12 protein-coding genes and 1 pseudogene are annotated in these 15,903 nt (G+C 33.9%); 6 read left to right on the plus strand and 7 right to left on the minus strand.

The genetic code is table 11. The features are described from left to right. Positions 1-85: 85 nt before the first annotated feature. Positions 86-2,518 carry an alpha-ketoacid dehydrogenase subunit alpha/beta gene (locus BUB80_RS05910; RefSeq protein ID WP_073291821.1) on the minus strand — a complete coding sequence of 811 codons (2,433 nt, stop codon included), beginning with the start codon at positions 2,516-2,518 and terminating at the stop codon, positions 86-88. An 838-nt stretch (positions 2,519-3,356) separates the two neighbouring features. Here BUB80_RS05910 and BUB80_RS05920 point away from each other — a divergent pair. Next, positions 3,357-4,145: a hypothetical protein gene (locus tag BUB80_RS05920; protein WP_073291824.1), complete on the plus strand. Its 789-nt coding sequence runs from the start codon at positions 3,357-3,359 to the stop codon at positions 4,143-4,145. Between the two features lie 54 nt (positions 4,146-4,199). Here BUB80_RS05920 and BUB80_RS05925 read toward each other — a convergent pair whose 3' ends face one another. From BUB80_RS05925 to queA, 5 genes are all read right to left on the minus strand, one after another. Next, positions 4,200-5,177, minus strand: coding sequence for a polyprenyl synthetase family protein (locus BUB80_RS05925; RefSeq protein WP_073291826.1), 978 nt, complete (start codon positions 5,175-5,177; stop codon positions 4,200-4,202). Positions 5,178-5,249: 72 nt separating this feature from the next. Beyond that, entirely contained in the window at positions 5,250-6,128 is an 879-nt protein-coding gene (locus BUB80_RS05930) for a hypothetical protein (protein WP_073291828.1), read from the minus strand. Between the two features lie 421 nt (positions 6,129-6,549). Further along, positions 6,550-7,482, minus strand: coding sequence for a sterol desaturase family protein (locus BUB80_RS05935; RefSeq protein ID WP_073291830.1), 933 nt, complete (start codon positions 7,480-7,482; stop codon positions 6,550-6,552). Between the two features lie 74 nt (positions 7,483-7,556). Then, complete coding sequence (gene rlmN, locus BUB80_RS05940) at positions 7,557-8,591, minus strand: dual-specificity RNA methyltransferase RlmN (RefSeq protein ID WP_073291831.1); 1,035 nt, start codon at positions 8,589-8,591, stop codon at positions 7,557-7,559. Between the two features lie 101 nt (positions 8,592-8,692). Beyond that, positions 8,693-9,742, minus strand: coding sequence for a tRNA preQ1(34) S-adenosylmethionine ribosyltransferase-isomerase QueA (gene queA, locus BUB80_RS05945; protein WP_054509827.1), 1,050 nt, complete (start codon positions 9,740-9,742; stop codon positions 8,693-8,695). A 180-nt stretch (positions 9,743-9,922) separates the two neighbouring features. Between queA and BUB80_RS05950 the strand changes: the two genes are divergently transcribed. The 5 genes and pseudogenes from BUB80_RS05950 to BUB80_RS05970 all read left to right on the plus strand — a co-directional run bounded on the left by BUB80_RS05950 (position 9,923) and on the right by BUB80_RS05970 (position 15,228). Beyond that, a complete protein-coding gene (locus tag BUB80_RS05950) occupies positions 9,923-10,615 on the plus strand; it encodes an AIM24 family protein (RefSeq protein WP_073291833.1) in 693 nt (230 codons plus the stop codon). A gap of 26 nt (positions 10,616-10,641) precedes the next feature. Further along, positions 10,642-11,715 (plus strand): serine hydrolase domain-containing protein, encoded by a 1,074-nt coding sequence (locus tag BUB80_RS05955; protein ID WP_175549568.1) that lies wholly within the window; start codon positions 10,642-10,644, stop codon positions 11,713-11,715. 203 nt (positions 11,716-11,918) lie between these two features. After that, positions 11,919-13,299, plus strand: a pseudogene (locus tag BUB80_RS05960) (Gfo/Idh/MocA family protein). Beyond that, positions 13,289-14,197 (plus strand): nucleotidyltransferase family protein, encoded by a 909-nt coding sequence (locus BUB80_RS05965; protein ID WP_083547075.1) that lies wholly within the window; start codon positions 13,289-13,291, stop codon positions 14,195-14,197. The pseudogene BUB80_RS05960 and the gene BUB80_RS05965 overlap by 11 nt, the downstream one beginning before the upstream one ends. Beyond that, positions 14,188-15,228, plus strand: a complete 1,041-nt coding sequence (locus tag BUB80_RS05970) for a phosphotransferase enzyme family protein (RefSeq protein WP_073291835.1) — start codon at positions 14,188-14,190, stop codon at positions 15,226-15,228. The genes BUB80_RS05965 and BUB80_RS05970 overlap by 10 nt, the downstream gene beginning before the upstream one ends. Positions 15,229-15,406: 178 nt before the next feature. Here the strand turns inward: BUB80_RS05970 and BUB80_RS05975 are convergent, their stop codons facing one another. After that, positions 15,407-15,901 (minus strand): DNA-deoxyinosine glycosylase, encoded by a 495-nt coding sequence (locus BUB80_RS05975; RefSeq protein WP_073291837.1) that lies wholly within the window; start codon positions 15,899-15,901, stop codon positions 15,407-15,409. Between the last annotated feature and the right edge of the window lie 2 nt (positions 15,902-15,903).

Here is a 15,903-nt window from a genome sequence, read left to right on the forward strand (position 1 = left end):
ATTTTCAATAATACAACATATTTCTAATTTACAAAAAAAACCGCTTCCAATCGAAAGCGGTTTCAAAATTTATTTAAAATTCCAATTAAAATATCGCAGGATATTTCTCAGGATTTGTTTCATTAAATAGGGAATAAATTCTTTCAACCATATCATCAGAAGATGGCTTGCTAAAATAATCTCCATCACTTGCATACGCAGGTCTGTGATCGTTTGCAGCAATCGTTAACGGATCAGAATCCAAGAATCTGAATGCTTTTTGCTTTTCTAAAATTTGTTGAAGAATAAACGCTGAAGTTCCTCCTTCTACATCTTCGTCGATTACAACCAATCTATTTGTTCTCTTTACGCTTTCAGCAATTTCATTCGTTAAATCGAAAGGAATCAATGACTGAACATCAATAACTTCTGCAGAGATTCCTAGTTTTTCAAGTTCTTCTGCTGCCTCCATTACTACTCTCCAAGTTGAACCGTATGTTACCAACGTAACATCTTTTCCTTCTTTAGTTACTTCAATTTTTCCGACAGGAACAGTGAATTCACCTAAGTTATCTGGTTGTTTTTCTTTTAATCTGTATCCGTTCAGACATTCAACAATCACAGCTGGATCATCACTCTGAAGCATCGTATTGTAGAATCCGGCAGCTTTCGTTAAGTTTCTTGGTACCAATACCAAGATCCCTTTTGAAAGGTTTAGAATTCCCGCCATTGGAGAACCTGAATGCCAAACTCCTTCTAATCTGTGACCTCTTGTTCTGATGATTACAGGAGATTTTTGTCCGCCTTTTGTTCTGTACTGAACCGTCGCCAAATCATCGCTCATTCCCTGTAAACAATACAAGATATAATCTAAATATTGGATCTCAGCGATTGGTCTTAAACCTCTCATCGCCATTCCGATTCCCTGACCCAAAATGGTAGCTTCACGGATTCCTGTATCAGCAACACGAACGTCACCGTATTTTTCCTGCATTCCTTCTAATCCTTGGTTTACGTCACCGATATTTCCGGCATCTTCACCAAACACTAACGTTTCAGGATATTTTTCGAATATTTTATCAAAGTTATTTCTAACCACTACTCTTCCGTCTACATCTTCCGAAGCATCAGAATAAATAGGTTTGATTTCTTTAATGTTTTCAGCTTTCCACTGAGACTGAGAATATAAGTGAGAAGAATAATTATCCTTTTCTACCTCAAAAATCTCATTGTATTTCTGCATCAACTGATTTCTTTCTGCAGAATTTGTTCCTCTTGTCGCCAATAAAGATCTTCTTACCAAATGGAAAACATCTTTTTTAGCTTTTGAAACTAATTTATTGAACTGACCAATGTAATTTTCAATCTCCGTATTCTGTCCTTTAAGATTTTCAACTAAAGGAAGCACTGAATGAACTAAATCGGTAATTGTTTTCTGGTAACTTTCCCAAGCAATTTTTTGCCCAGCTTTTACCATTTTTTTCGCTTCTTCATCTATTGCATCCAATTCTTCAATTGTTGCAATAACCTCTTCTTTTCCTTCAATTTCGATGGAATAGTTTAAGATCCATTCTCTGAATTTTACCAATCCGTCAAACTGAGATTCCCAAGCTAAACGCTCTTCATTCTTATATCTTTCGTGAGATCCTGAGGTAGAGTGACCTTGAGGCTGAGTAACTTCAATCACGTGAACAACTACAGGAACGCTTTCCATTCTTGCAAATTGTTCAGCTCTTGCATACGCATCCAATAATGCAGGATAATCCCAAGCTTTCACCTGAATAATCTCACAACCTTGGTTTTCGCCTTCATTTCTCTGGAAACCGCTTAACATTTCAGCAATGTCAGCTTTTGCTCTCTGATTTTTAGTAGGAACAGAAATTCCGTATCCATCATCCCAAATAGAAACAATCATAGGAACCTGAAGCGCACATGCCGCATTCAATGTTTCCCAGAAATGCCCTTCTGCTGTAGAAGCATCTCCGATGGTACCAAAAGCAACTTCGTTACCTTCTTTTGAGAATTTCTCAGAACCTTCAAATTTTACTGATTTATAAACTTTCGAAGCTTGAGCCAATCCTAATAATCTAGGCATTTGCCCAGCCGTTGGAGAAATATCAGAAGAAATATTTTTCTGTGCTGTAAGATCTTTCCAGCTTCCGTCTTCATTTAAACTTCTTGTTGCGAAGTGCCCGTTCATTTGTCTTCCTGCTGATGCAGGTTCTCTTTCAACACTCGTATCTGCGTATAATTGCGCAAAGAAACTTCCAACTGTCAAAGCATCAATCGCTAATGCAAAAGTCTGGTCTCTGTAATATCCTGAACGGAAGTCTCCATTTTTGAAAACTTTCGCCATTGCCAACTGTGGTAACTCTTTACCGTCACCAAAAATACCAAATTTAGCCTTTCCTGTAAGAACTTCTCTTCTGCCCAAATAAGACATTTCACGAGAGATTCTTCCTAACTTATAGTCTTCAAGTATTTGATTTTTAAAATCTTGAAAGGAAATCTGCTGAGTTTCAATATAGGTTGTTTGCATAGCCAATATAAAAAAAATTTTAGTTTTTGAAGTATTTTGCTAATATACACTTTTTAAATTAATTTTAATTTTTATTAATCTTTTTTAAAAATTTGATAATGAGGGAAATTCTGGTTTAGTTTGATTAAATTTACAATCATGGAAAAAAAGTCGCCCCATATCCTCAATGCATCAAGTAATTTATTAGGATTTTCCTTACTTATAATTACTTCTTTGAAAATTACGAAAATAAGTGGCAGCACTTATCTAGACGAGTTTGCAGCCATTTCATGTATTCTTTTTGCCTGCAGTTGCTTCTTTTCTTTTCTCTCCATCAGAGCCAAAAACCAAAAGCAGGAATTTAAATATGAGACTATTGCGGATTATTTATTTTTAATCGCTTTATTTTGCGTCGTGTTGGCTGTTATTATTGTCACAATTAGAATAATCTGATTAAAAAATCCTAAAAAATCGAGCTATTTAACATAATATTTCGTTCATTTTCAATATAAACAGTAAAATATTCTCACAAAAGCACACCATTTATTTAAATTATTAAAAAAAGTAGAAATATTTTTTATTATACATCTCAAATAGGTAGTAGATTAATGTCATAGTTATGTGATAAATCTGAGTTATTTGAAACTACTATAACCTATTATTCTTAAGCAAAATAATAATATAAACAATTCATAGTTTGATGAATTAAATTATCAAATAAATCATTTAAAAGTGACTTTATTGAATTATTCGCAACTAATTAACTTAAAATAAAATTAAAACGCATTTTTTACCGAATTTTTCTATTAAGTTTGTAAAATAATTATCATTAAAAAAAACATTTTACAAAACGCTCAAAATGAAAAAAAGAATTATTTTAATAGTACCCCTATTAATGGGTACTATTTATTACGCACAAATTGGTATTAATACCAGCAATCCCCAAGCAGCCTTTCATATAGACGGAGCCAAAGATAATGCAAACTCAGGTGTACCCACCGCTACACAGCAAGGTAATGATGCAGTTATAACCTCTGCAGGAAACCTAGGAATTGCAACCATATCACCTACCGAAAAACTTGATATCGCTTCAGGGAATGCAAGAATTAGAGGAATTAACACCAATATAGGTGTAGGAGGAACAGATAGGGTTGTAGTTGCAGATGCCACCGGTATATTGAAAACGATAAACTTTAACGCGTATGGTTTATTTCATGCACGTTTAACCGGATCGCAAAGTCTTGCGGCAAATACTTTAACCACTTTATTATTTAGTACACCGTTATCAACTTCTCCATATTACAACTACAATACAACTACCGGAACACTAACGTTCAACCAACCAGGAAACTACATCGTTACATTACAGGCAAGTTTCTCTGATTGTGCTGCCGGAACCCAGTTGGTTTTAGGGATAAGACCAATCCCTGATGCGGCTTATCTGGGAAGAGGAAGTCATTACACAGGTGCCGCAACCGCCGGAACTATTGGAGAATTAATGAATTACACAACATTAATAGTTGTACCGGCTGCTGGCTATCAAGTTCGATTAACTGCTGCTTCAAATGCAGCCTCTACTGTATTAGCCACAGAAACAGGAGCTACAGGAAGTGGAAATGTCACAAACGTAACCATACAAAAAATTTAAAACCCAAACATAAAAGGGAACTCTATAGAGTTCCCTTTTTATACTAAATATGTATTAGAATTTTCTTTCGATGACATAATCCAACATATTATGTAAAGACCTTCTAACCTCCGTATCTGGAAATTCATCAAGAATATCTTTCGCTTTTTGTTGGAATTCTTTCATTATTTTAATAGAATACTCCAAACCTCCTGAGCTTTTAACAAAAGCAATAAGCTCTTTCACTCTTTTTTGATCGTTATTATAACGTTTTATGGTATTGAAATAATATTTTTTGTCTTTTTCGTTGGCAATTTTCAAGGTATGAATTAAAGGTAAAGTCATTTTCTGTTCTTTAATATCAATCCCAACAGGTTTTCCAATAACGTTTGAACTTAAATAATCAAACAAATCATCTTTAATTTGGAAAGCCATTCCTGTATAGGTTCCGAAATCCTGCATTTTCTTGGCCAACGCCTCATCAGCATTATTTGATAAAACACCAATTTCACAACATGCAGCAATTAAAGTAGCTGTTTTTTGACGGATAATTTCATAATACACATCTTCTGTAATATCTAATTTTCTGGCTTTTTCCAATTGAAGAAGCTCTCCTTCAGACATTTCACGAATCGTTCTTGAAATTACAGCCAATAAATCGTAATCTTTATGATCTGTAGATAATAAAACTGATTTTGATAACAGATAGTCTCCTACCAAAACTGCAATTTTATTCTTCCATAATGCATTAATTGAGAAGAAATTACGTCTTTTAAAACTTTCATCCACCACGTCATCGTGAACAAGAGTTGCGGTATGAATCAACTCAATCATGGAAGCTCCACGATACGTCTTCTCATTAACATCACCTATTAACTTTGCACATAGAAATACAAACATGGGACGCATTTGTTTTCCTTTAGTGGTAACAATAAAACGAGTTACCTTATCTAATAAAGGGACTTTACTCTGCATAGATTCATAAAACTTCTGCTCGAAAAGTTTCATTTCCTCATTGATCGGTTGTTTGATTTCTTCTACAATATTCGCCACAATCTGTGTATGATAGATGTATAATTATTAATAATCACAAAGATAATTTTTTTAAGTCAATTTTAAGAGAAATTAGTCTTTGAGTTTCTCTTTTGGAACAAAATAAAAACTCTGCTTTGCTCCTCCCAACGGAGAATTGAATTTTTCTCCCGAAATATAGATTCCATTTTCATCTACCGCGATCCCTTCAATCTGACTGATCGCGAGTGCGCTTCCCAAATAATAATGCTTTGGCTGTTGTTTAAAAAAGACTCCAGGCTCGGTTTCATCAAAGATATCTAAAAACACTTCTGTTTTCTTTGTATAACCAATTAAATAAAGCTTTTTATCAAAATAAGAAGCGTCTGTAACAACAAAACCCGTGTTAAAAGATTCTGTTTTTTCAGCCTTTTGTTTTTCTAATATTTCAGGATCAACAATATAATGTGAAGTTGATTTTGAAGTCCATTCTTTTGTAAAAACATGCAATTTTCCGTTTAAATAAATCATTGCTTCTGCATCGAAATCATTATTGGTGTACTTAGGAATGAATTCCGTTTGTTCCGGATAATAGAATGAAATTATTTTTACTGAATCATTCTTTATCTCATTATTATGGAAAGGAACTTTATATATTTCCAAATCCCTTCTGGTTCCTCCATTATTTCCGAAATCACCGATGTAAAAATTATTTCCATCATTGACTAAGGCTTCCCAGTCTTTATTTTTAGCATTAATTTTAAATGTATTGAGAATATCTCCCGTGTTTTTATCAATCTCAAAAAGTTCGGGAGCGTTTCCGCTATCATTGAAACTATATAACTTTCCGTCAAAGAAACTTAACCCTGAAGTTTCCTTTAATTTATCATCAAGATAATTGATTCTGTATTTTCTTATCTTAAGGAAATCAGATTGTTGAGAAAAGGAAAACGAGGAAACGGTTATCGCTACAGCTAAAAGGATCTTTTTCATTAGATAAAAATAGAGTTTTTCTTTTTAAGTTATTGAACTCGACAAAGATGAATAATAAACTTTGTTGTGAATATTTTTGAATTATTAAGTCTTTTTTTTACTAATTAAAAAATTTAACCACAAAAGATATAAAAGCTATTATTGAATCATTTAAAGTTGAGCTATTTGAAAACAAAGCTTACAAAAGAATAAAAATCAAAGATTTTTTTAAACTTATGTGTTCTTGTTTACACTTCATTATGAACTTAAATAAATAATATGCTAATCTTTTATCTCTTTTGTGGTTAAAATAAAAAGTTTAGACAAGTTCATTTTTATATTTTGGCTAAAGCAAACTGATGTTGCTAAAAACAAAAAAATGGGCTAAAGCCCATTCCTATTGATAATTAATATAAGGTTATAATAGATTATATTTATTATATCAAGCTGATTTTTTATGCATCAGTTTTCGATTTTTCTTTTCCAAATGCTCTCTTTGATATTGTCTTACCGTCTTTCCCGTTCCGTCATGTCTCCAGCCCGGAGAATTAAAAAGATAATTAATACGGTCTGAAAATTTCAGATTAGGTTGTTTGATATCTTTCCAGATTTTTCGCCATTCATAGAAAAGAACTGTATCTGGCTTATTATCCGGCATTTTTGGATAGATCCCATATTTCACAGGAACATTTGGGTCTTCTTTTTCGAAAGTTCCAAAAATTTTGTCCCAAATAATAAGACACATCCCCATATTTCTGTCGAGATATTTTATATTACAAGCATGGTGAACACGGTGATGAGAAGGGGTAACCAGAATATATTCTAAAATTCCCATACTCTTTACCGTCTGCGTATGAACCCAAGTTCCATAAACCTGCCCAATTGCATAAACCACCATAATATGCCAAGGATTAAATCCTAAAAAAGCTAATGGAGAGAAATATAAATATCGGTACAATGGTTGTAAAACAGGACTTCTGAATCCGGTGGTTAAATTGAAATATTCAGAACTGTGATGCGTAATATGTACTGCCCAAAATGCTCTGGAGTGATGATCAACATAATGTAAAACAAAATAGGCAAAATCTGTTACTACAAAACAAATCAGCCAATACCAAATGTTGAACTCCCAAGAAAACAGTCTGTGATTATAAAAGAAAAACATCACGCCCATGGCAAAGACCTTCATGATAAAGTCTAGCCCAAAGTTCATTAATGCAAGCAAAACACTGGTTGCTACATCTTTTCCATTATAGAGTTTAGCCTCGGAAACGTGGCTATAGATCATTTCAGCTAAAATAACAGTGGCAAGAAGAGGAACCGACCAAGCGTACACATTCTCCAATCCATTTTCGCCCAAAAAGTAATCCATCATCGCTTACTATTTTCGTGCAAAGGTAAGATTTTAAGAAATCGTTAAGATGTTTTTTAACTTTTTTTAATAAAATTTTAATCCGCTACTTTATTAGCCAGCTGGCCGCATGCTGCATCAATGTCTCCACCTCTACTTTTTCGGATCATAACAGTAATTCCTGCATTCTCAAGTTGACGGACATAATTTTCCTCCGCTTGCTTATTGCATTTGTCGTATTTTCCGTCGCCGATTGGGTTGTATTGAATTAAATTAACTTTAGAAGGAACTTGCTTACAGTATCTGATTAAAGCTTTAATATCTTCATCACCGTCATTAATGCCTTTCCAGACACAGTATTCAAAGGTGATAACAGAACCTGTTTTTTGGTACCAATACTGAAGAGACTCCATAATATCTGTTAGCGGAAACTTATCCGAAAACGGCATGATCTCGTTACGCTTAGATTCAATAGCTGAGTGAAGGGACAATGCCAATTTCACACGCAATTCATCATCAGCCAACATTTTAATCATCTTTGGAATTCCTGATGTGGAAACGGTAATTCTTCTTGGAGACATTCCCAAACCTTCCGGTTGGGTGATTTTTCGGATGGCTTCTACTACGTTTTTGTAATTCATCATCGGCTCTCCCATTCCCATAAAAACAATGTTGGAAAGCGGTCTGTCGAAATACATTTTACTCTGGCTATCAATCAGGGCAACCTGATCTACAATTTCAGCAACTTCAAGATTTCTCATTCTCTTCAGTCTTGCTGTAGCGCAGAATTCGCAGTTTAGCGAGCATCCAACCTGTGAAGAAACACAAGCTGTAGTTCTTGTTTCTGTAGGAATCAAAACAGATTCTACCAATAAACCGTCGTGAAGTTTCACTCCGTTTTTGATGGTTCCGTCTGTACTTCTTTGAAGCTGATCAACAGAAACAGGATTAATAGTATATTCTTCGGAAATTCTTTCACGAAGTGTTTTCGAAAGATTCGTCATTTCATCAATCGAATGGAGATTTTTACTCCACAACCAGTCATAAACCTGCTTAGCACGAAACGGCTTTTCTCCTAATGTCAAAAAGTAGTCATTAAGCTGGTTCAGGGATAAAGTACGGATATCTTTCAAAGTATTGTTGATTATAGATTTTAAATTATAAATTTTAGATTAAAAACCTAAAAAGAACTTCGGATCTAATCTAAAATTTATAATCTATAATTTAAAATTAATTATAATATAAGCATGGCATCGCCGTAAGAATAGAACTTGTATTTTTCTTTTACAGCTTCTTCATAGGCATGCATAATAAATTCTCTTCCTGCAAACGCTGCAATCATCATTAATAATGTTGATTTTGGTGTGTGGAAGTTCGTAATCATTGTATTAGCAACTCCAAAATCGTGAGGCGGGTAAATAAATTTATTTGTCCAACCATTGAAAGCAGAGATTTTTTTGTTTGAAGAAACAGAAGTTTCCAATGCTCTCATTGTAGTTGTTCCTACTGCACAAACTCTTCTGTGCTCGTCTACTGCTCTGTTGATGATGTCTGCATTTTTCTCATCGATGATGATTTCTTCAGACTCCATTTTATGCTTAGAAAGATCTTCAACTTCAATTGGGTTGAAAGTTCCTAAACCTACGTGAAGCGTAACCTCAGCAAAATCAATTCCTTTAATCTCTAATCTCTTCATTAAATGTCTAGAGAAGTGTAAACCTGCAGTTGGTGCTGCTACCGCTCCTTCAATTTTAGCATAAATCGTCTGATATCTTTCAGCATCTTCAGGTTCTACTGATCTTTTGATATATTTTGGAAGTGGAGTTTCTCCTAATTCTTTTAATTTAGTTCTGAATTCTTCATAAGAACCATCGAATAAGAATCTTAATGTTCTTCCTCTAGAAGTCGTATTATCAATAACCTCAGCTACCAAAGATTCGTCTTCTGTAAAGAATAACTTGTTACCAATTCTTATTTTTCTTGCCGGATCTACCAAAACATCCCAAACACGAGTTTCTTTATCAAGCTCTCTTAAAAGGAAAACTTCAATTTTAGCTCCTGTTTTTTCTTTATTTCCGTAAAGACGTGCAGGGAAAACTTTTGTATTGTTGAAAATAAATAAGTCTTTTTCATCAAAATAATCAACCACATCTTTAAATAATTTATGTTCGATAGTTTGCGTTTTTCTGTCAAGAACCATTAATCTAGACTCATCTCTGTGCTCTGATGGGTGTTCTGCCAATAATTCCTCAGGAAGATCAAAATTAAAATCTGATGTTTTCATTTTTTAAATTACGGTTTAAAAATTTAATGAAATTACAAGGTGTAATTTTCGAGTTGCAAATATACGACATTGAATACCCCTTTGTCAAGTATTATTTAACAAACCTGTCAAATGGTTAAATATCAGTAGTCTTTTGAATGCAAAAAAAATGTAATTTGGCTCTTTAAAAAACAGTAATACATGAGCAAATATTCAATTGAATCTTTCGTTAACGAAACCAAGGAAAATCCACTAGAAAGAGACTATTTCGAACTTGAAAAGCCTCAGCTTTTAGAGATTAACCTTAATAACCAATCGGTATGGACAAAAAGAGGAAGTATGGTAGGCTATGTTGGAAAAATTAATTTTGAAAGACAGGGAATAATGTCTGGAGGAATAGGTAACTTTCTTAAAAAAGCAATCAGTGGTGAAGGTTCTAAACTAATGAAAGCAGAAGGGACCGGAAGATTATACATTGCTGATGCAGGGAAAAGAGTTCGTATTCTTTATTTAAATAATGAATCTGTTTGTGTAAATGGAAATGATGTATTAGCTCACGAGAATAGTATAAAAAGCAACATTACCATGTTAAAAAGCATCGCTGGAGCGCTCTCAGGAGGATTATTCCAGGTGAAACTTTCGGGGACAGGACACATTGCAATAACAACCCACGGAGATCCTATCACATTATTGGTAACTCCCGATGCACCGGTTTTCACAGATCCTAATGCTACAGTAGCTTGGTCTGGAAATCTAAGCCCCGACCTGAAAACAAATGTATCTTTCAAAAGTCTTATGGGAAGAGGAAGCGGAGAAGAATTTCAGATGAAATTTTCAGGGAACGGATGGGTTCTTATTCAGCCTTATGAAGAGGTTTATTCAGTAGACAAATAAGTAAATTATTATAAAAAGTTTCGCTCATGAAAAATATCCTTGCAGGTTTACTCTTATTGATCATACATACAGCTCAGTCGCAAATACAAAACGTAGAAAAAGTGATTGATTCCTCTGTACAAAAAGATAATTTTAATGGAAGCGTATTGCTCGCAAAAAACGGTAATATTGAATTATTGACATATAAAGGCTTAGCCAATAGACATTATAATATTAACTTTTCCGACGAAACCAGATTCCATATTTTTTCTCTAACAAAAACTTTTACTGCAGTGCTTATTATGCAGCTATACGAAAGAGGTAAACTCAATCTGGATGCAACAATATCAACGTATTATCCCGAATATAAAGGAGAAGCGGCAAAAAAAGTAACGATAAGAAACTTGTTGACCTACAGCAGCGGAAGAGATCATAAAGACATTAGCACACCGGAATTTATTCATCAGGCGTATGATAATACCATTTGGGATCTAGATACCTTTATCACCACCTTTTTATCTGAAAAGCTAATTGACAAACCGGGAACAAAGTTTAGTTATAATAATGGTGACTTTATACTGCTCGGAAAAATCATTGAGAAGATATACAACAAACCTTATGAACAGGTTTTAAAAGAACAAATATTAGATCCTCTGAAAATGCAGAACACCGGATTTTTGCATCATAATGACATCGTTAAAAATATTGATGAAGGCTACACTGCGGATGAGTCGGATGCTTTTGCGCTACACATGCCCACTAATGCATATATAGACAATCTGTATTCGGCTGGGGCTATGTATTCAACTCCAAAAGACCTTTTGATTTTTGATCAGGCTGTATTTAACCATACTCTAATTAAAAAAACAACGTTGGACACTATGCTGACCCCTAATAAAAACCTTGGAGATGTGGCTTTTGGATTTTGGGTTTATCCTAAAAAATTTGGTTCAGTAGATACTTTATTTGCAGAACGCCAAGGGGAAGGCTATGGACACAGTGCTAACTGGGTACATCTTATTGATAAAAATGTTACGTTGATTATTTTATCCAATACAAAAGACATTAAGTATTTAAATAAAATGAGAGAAAAAGTGATTGCTGCCTACTATGGTCAATGATTTTATAACAAAAATTATTCACGAAATAAGAAGTCATTTAAATCTTTAAGCAAAAAGGTCTGTTCTATAATTATAGAACAGGCCTTTTGTTAAACAAAACATTCACAAATAGCTATTAAGTACTTTATCCATGGTCATAATTTGATGTTATAAGCTTTTTTACTATTAAAATTTTAATATCTTTAAAATAAAAAAATAGGTAGATGGATAATTCCCGTAGAAACTTTATCAAAACAACAGCATTAGCAACTTTTGGTGCATTAGTTTTACCTAATTCTTTATTCGCTTATTCTGAAACTTTTAAGTCTGATAAAAAAATCCGCGTAGGTTTTATCGGAGTCGGACTGCGTGGGCGTGAGCATGTAAAATTATTGGCAAAACGCAATGATGTTGAAATTATAGGCTTTGCAGATCCCAGTAAAATCATGCTGTCTGAATGTCAAAAAATACTGAAAGACAACGGTAAACCTGCTGCAAAAGAGTTTTCTAATGGTGAATATGACTATCGAAATTTATTAAAGCTAAACAATATAGATGCCGTAGTAATTGCAACACCGTGGGAATGGCATTTATCACAAGGTGTAGAAGCCATGCGTGCCAAGAAAATTGTAGGAATGGAAGTTTCCGGAGCCATCATGTTGGGAGTTTGTAAAAGCTTACGAAGAAACAAAAGTTCCTATTTATATGATGGAAAACGTATGCTACAGAAGAGATATTATGGCTGTTCTGAATATGGTTCGTAAAGGAATGTTCGGAGAATTAGTTCATGGAAGAGGCGGTTACGAGCATGACCTGCGTGGTGTTTTATTTAATGACGGAGTTACTCCTTATAACTCAGGAGTTGAATTTGGAGCAAAAGGATTCAGTGAAGCAAAATGGCGTACAGAACATTATGTGAAAAGAAATGGAGAACTCTACCCTACTCACGGATTAGGGCCAGTTTCCATGATGATGAACGTCAACCGCGGAAACAGATTAACAAGACTATCTTCATTTTCATCAAAATCTGTAGGGCTTCATAAATATATTGTAGAACATGCAAAAGGCGGAGAAAATCATCCGAATGCCAAAGTAAAATTCAATCAGGGAGATATTGTAACCACCCAAATCGCCTGTGAAAACGGAGAAACCATTCTTCTGACTCACGATACAAGCTTGCAGAGACCTTATGATCTGGGATTCAGAGTGCAGGGCACAGAAGGACTTTGGCAGGATTTCGGATCTGGAGAATTTAATGATGGACACATTTATTTTGAAAAAACAATGAACCACAGTCATAAGTGGGACAATCCTGAAAAATGGCTCACCGAAAACGATCATCCCATGTGGAAGAAATATGAAAATATGGCCACAGGAGCCGGCCATGGCGGAATGGACTTCTTTGTGATGAATACTTTTATTGAATGTATCAAACGAAATATAGAATTCCCAATGGATGTGTATGATCTGGCGACATGGTACTCTATTACTCCGTTAAGCGAAAAATCCATCGCACAGGGAGGCCAGGTAGTTGATATTCCCGATTTCACAAAAGGACAATGGAAAAATCGTAAACCCGTATTTGGAATGACAGATGATTTCTAAAAAAACACTTCTTATATTGGCAGGAGGTTTAGGCAGCCGATACAAAGGCCTGAAACAGGTAGACGGACTCCTAGACAACGGCTCTCCTCTTATGGAATATTCTCTGTATGATGCTTTGCAAGCAGGTTTTAATAAAGTAGTGATTATTTTCAACCGTTCTATTCCTGAAAGTTATATTAAAAGGCTTGAAAAAATTTCGAAAAACAACAATTTCGAACTACATTTTGTTTATCAGGATCAGGAAATGTTTGTACCTGAAAATTATAACCATTCTACCCGACAAAAGCCTTGGGGAACGGGGCACGCTATTCTTTGTGCAAAAAATGTGATCAATGAAACATTCACCGTTATTAACGCTGATGATTTTTATGGAAAGGAAGTTTATCAGCTTGCTTTAAAAGAAATTAATCTTGGGAATATTTCAGATTCGCAATTTGAGATTATTGCCTATCCATTAGCAACAACATTGAGTGAAAATGGTACAGTTGCAAGGGGAATTTGCACCATGGATCCTGAGAATTATTTGATAAAAGTTGTAGAACAAACCTCCATTCGGAAAGAAGGGAATGACATTATTTATACTGAAAATGAAAAAGATATAAAAGTAGATCCGGAAACTTTAGTTTCTATGAACTATTTTGTATTTCATCCTACAATTTTCGATTCTTTGGAGCAGTATTTTAATGATTTTATTAAATCAGAACCTTTACCTAAAGAGGAATTTTACATTCCTTCCGCCGTTCAAAGAATGATGGATGAAAACAAAGTAAAAGTTCTGGTAAAATCTTCGCCCTCACAATGGATGGGAATGACCTATGCAGATGATAAAGAAATTATTAAAAACTATCTTGAAAAAGAAATTCACAAAAACCGATACCCTCAAAATTTATGGAAGTAGACCATATTGTTAAAAAATTTATTGCTACCGAAAACTATACACTTCATCCTATCATCAACGGATTGATCAACGTAACTTTTATTGTAGAAAATAAAGACACTCATCAAAAATACATCTTACAGAAGATTAATAATCAGGTATTTAAAAATACAGATTCTATTATCATTAATCATTTACAGATTAATTGCTTGCTACAATCCAATGACTATCAATTGGATATCATTAAACCTATCCTTTCTCTTTCAAAAGAATTTTTGGTACAGGATGAAAATTTACAACCCTGGAGAATGCAAAGTTTTGTGGAAGACAGCGTGACTTTTATTAAAGTTCCTTCATCGGATATTGCCTTTGAAGCTGCCAAAGCATTCAGTCATTTTCTTGACGTTGTAAATACGGGAACGCTGCCCAATATTGAAGACACGTTGCCCAATTTCCTTAATTTTGAGAAAAGAGTACATGATTATCAAGAGGCATTAAAAAATGCAGATCCTCAATTCCTAGAAAATGCCAACACTGAAATAGAACTCACCAACCAATTTTTGTCTTTACCTAATAAATGGATTGAAATGGTGAATAATAATCAACTTCCTAAAAGAATCATTCATGCCGATGCTAAAATCAGCAATATTCTTTTTGATGAAAATCATGAGGCATTAGCCGTGATTGATCTTGATACCGTGATGGTTTCAACCATTCTATATGACTTTGGAACGATGATACAATCTTACACCAACACCACCAATGAAGATGACGGAAGTGCTGAAAATAATTTTAATCCCGAAATTTATAATGCCGTTAAAAACGGATTCTTATTTCATTTAAAAGAAACATTAACTCCGGAAGAATCTAATAATCTTGATTATGCAGCTCAAGTTGCTATTTATATTCAGGAGATTCGTTTTCTGACGGATTATTTAAATGGAAGTATTTATTACTCAACAAAATATCCTGAACATAATTTAGATCGAACGAAAAATCAATTGGAGCTTTTGAAAGGGTTGAATGAGTTTTTGGGTTGGAGGGTTGGCTAATGATAGAATTCCGATTTCTAAAAAATAGTTTAATCAAACCATTAAGATTTTTTAAGACGTTAAGGAAAATTAAGAGAATATCTAAAGGTATTTTTTAGAGTACAAATTTTAAATTCATATATGAATTCTTAATAATCTTAATCGCTTAACGAAATCTTAATGGTTTAATTCAATGATTTTATTTTTGCACAAAATTCAAAATAGCTTTCCATTCTTCATACTTTTTTTCAAAAGAAACAGTGTGCAACGGACTTGTGGAAGGCAATAAAATAGTAGGAAGCTTATAGTTCTTTCCTAAAATTTTCTGTAAATTTTTATAGGATTTTCCGCCATTACAGAAAATGGCTTTTACGTTTGGATATTGTTCCAACAGTTCTCCAATCTGATTGGCTTCTTCATTTTTTATTTCAGAATCAAGACTTCCTTTTCTTTCACAGGAATCTATGACATCCCAAATAGCAATATGATGCTTTGTTAAGGTCTTCACTCTTTCAGGATAATTCTCTGTAAATTCTTCATTGAATAATTCAAAAATAATTTTCCAGAATTTATTTTGAGGATGCGCGTAATATTGTTGTTTTTCCAATGATTTCACACCGGGAATTGAACCTAAAATTAAAATCTTAGATTGATCATCGATGAAGGGTGGAAATGATGAGATTCTGTTTTCCATGA

It is taken from the genome of Chryseobacterium polytrichastri, assembly GCF_900142445.1.
GTDB lineage: Bacteria > Bacteroidota > Bacteroidia > Flavobacteriales > Weeksellaceae > Chryseobacterium > Chryseobacterium polytrichastri.

Coding starts and splice junctions, on each gene's coding strand:
- BUB80_RS05910 (WP_073291821.1), bottom strand. CDS start 2,518: ATGCAAACAACCTATATTGAAACTCAGCAGATTTCCTTTCAAGATTTT.
- BUB80_RS05965 (WP_083547075.1), top strand. CDS start 13,289: ATGATTTCTAAAAAAACACTTCTTATATTGGCAGGAGGTTTAGGCAGC.
- BUB80_RS05950 (WP_073291833.1), top strand. CDS start 9,923: ATGAGCAAATATTCAATTGAATCTTTCGTTAACGAAACCAAGGAAAAT.
- BUB80_RS05935 (WP_073291830.1), bottom strand. CDS start 7,482: ATGATGGATTACTTTTTGGGCGAAAATGGATTGGAGAATGTGTACGCT.
- queA (WP_054509827.1), bottom strand. CDS start 9,742: ATGAAAACATCAGATTTTAATTTTGATCTTCCTGAGGAATTATTGGCA.
- BUB80_RS05975 (WP_073291837.1), bottom strand. CDS start 15,901: ATGGAAAACAGAATCTCATCATTTCCACCCTTCATCGATGATCAATCT.
- BUB80_RS05955 (WP_175549568.1), top strand. CDS start 10,642: ATGAAAAATATCCTTGCAGGTTTACTCTTATTGATCATACATACAGCT.
- BUB80_RS05930 (WP_073291828.1), bottom strand. CDS start 6,128: ATGAAAAAGATCCTTTTAGCTGTAGCGATAACCGTTTCCTCGTTTTCC.
- BUB80_RS05970 (WP_073291835.1), top strand. CDS start 14,188: ATGGAAGTAGACCATATTGTTAAAAAATTTATTGCTACCGAAAACTAT.
- BUB80_RS05920 (WP_073291824.1), top strand. CDS start 3,357: ATGAAAAAAAGAATTATTTTAATAGTACCCCTATTAATGGGTACTATT.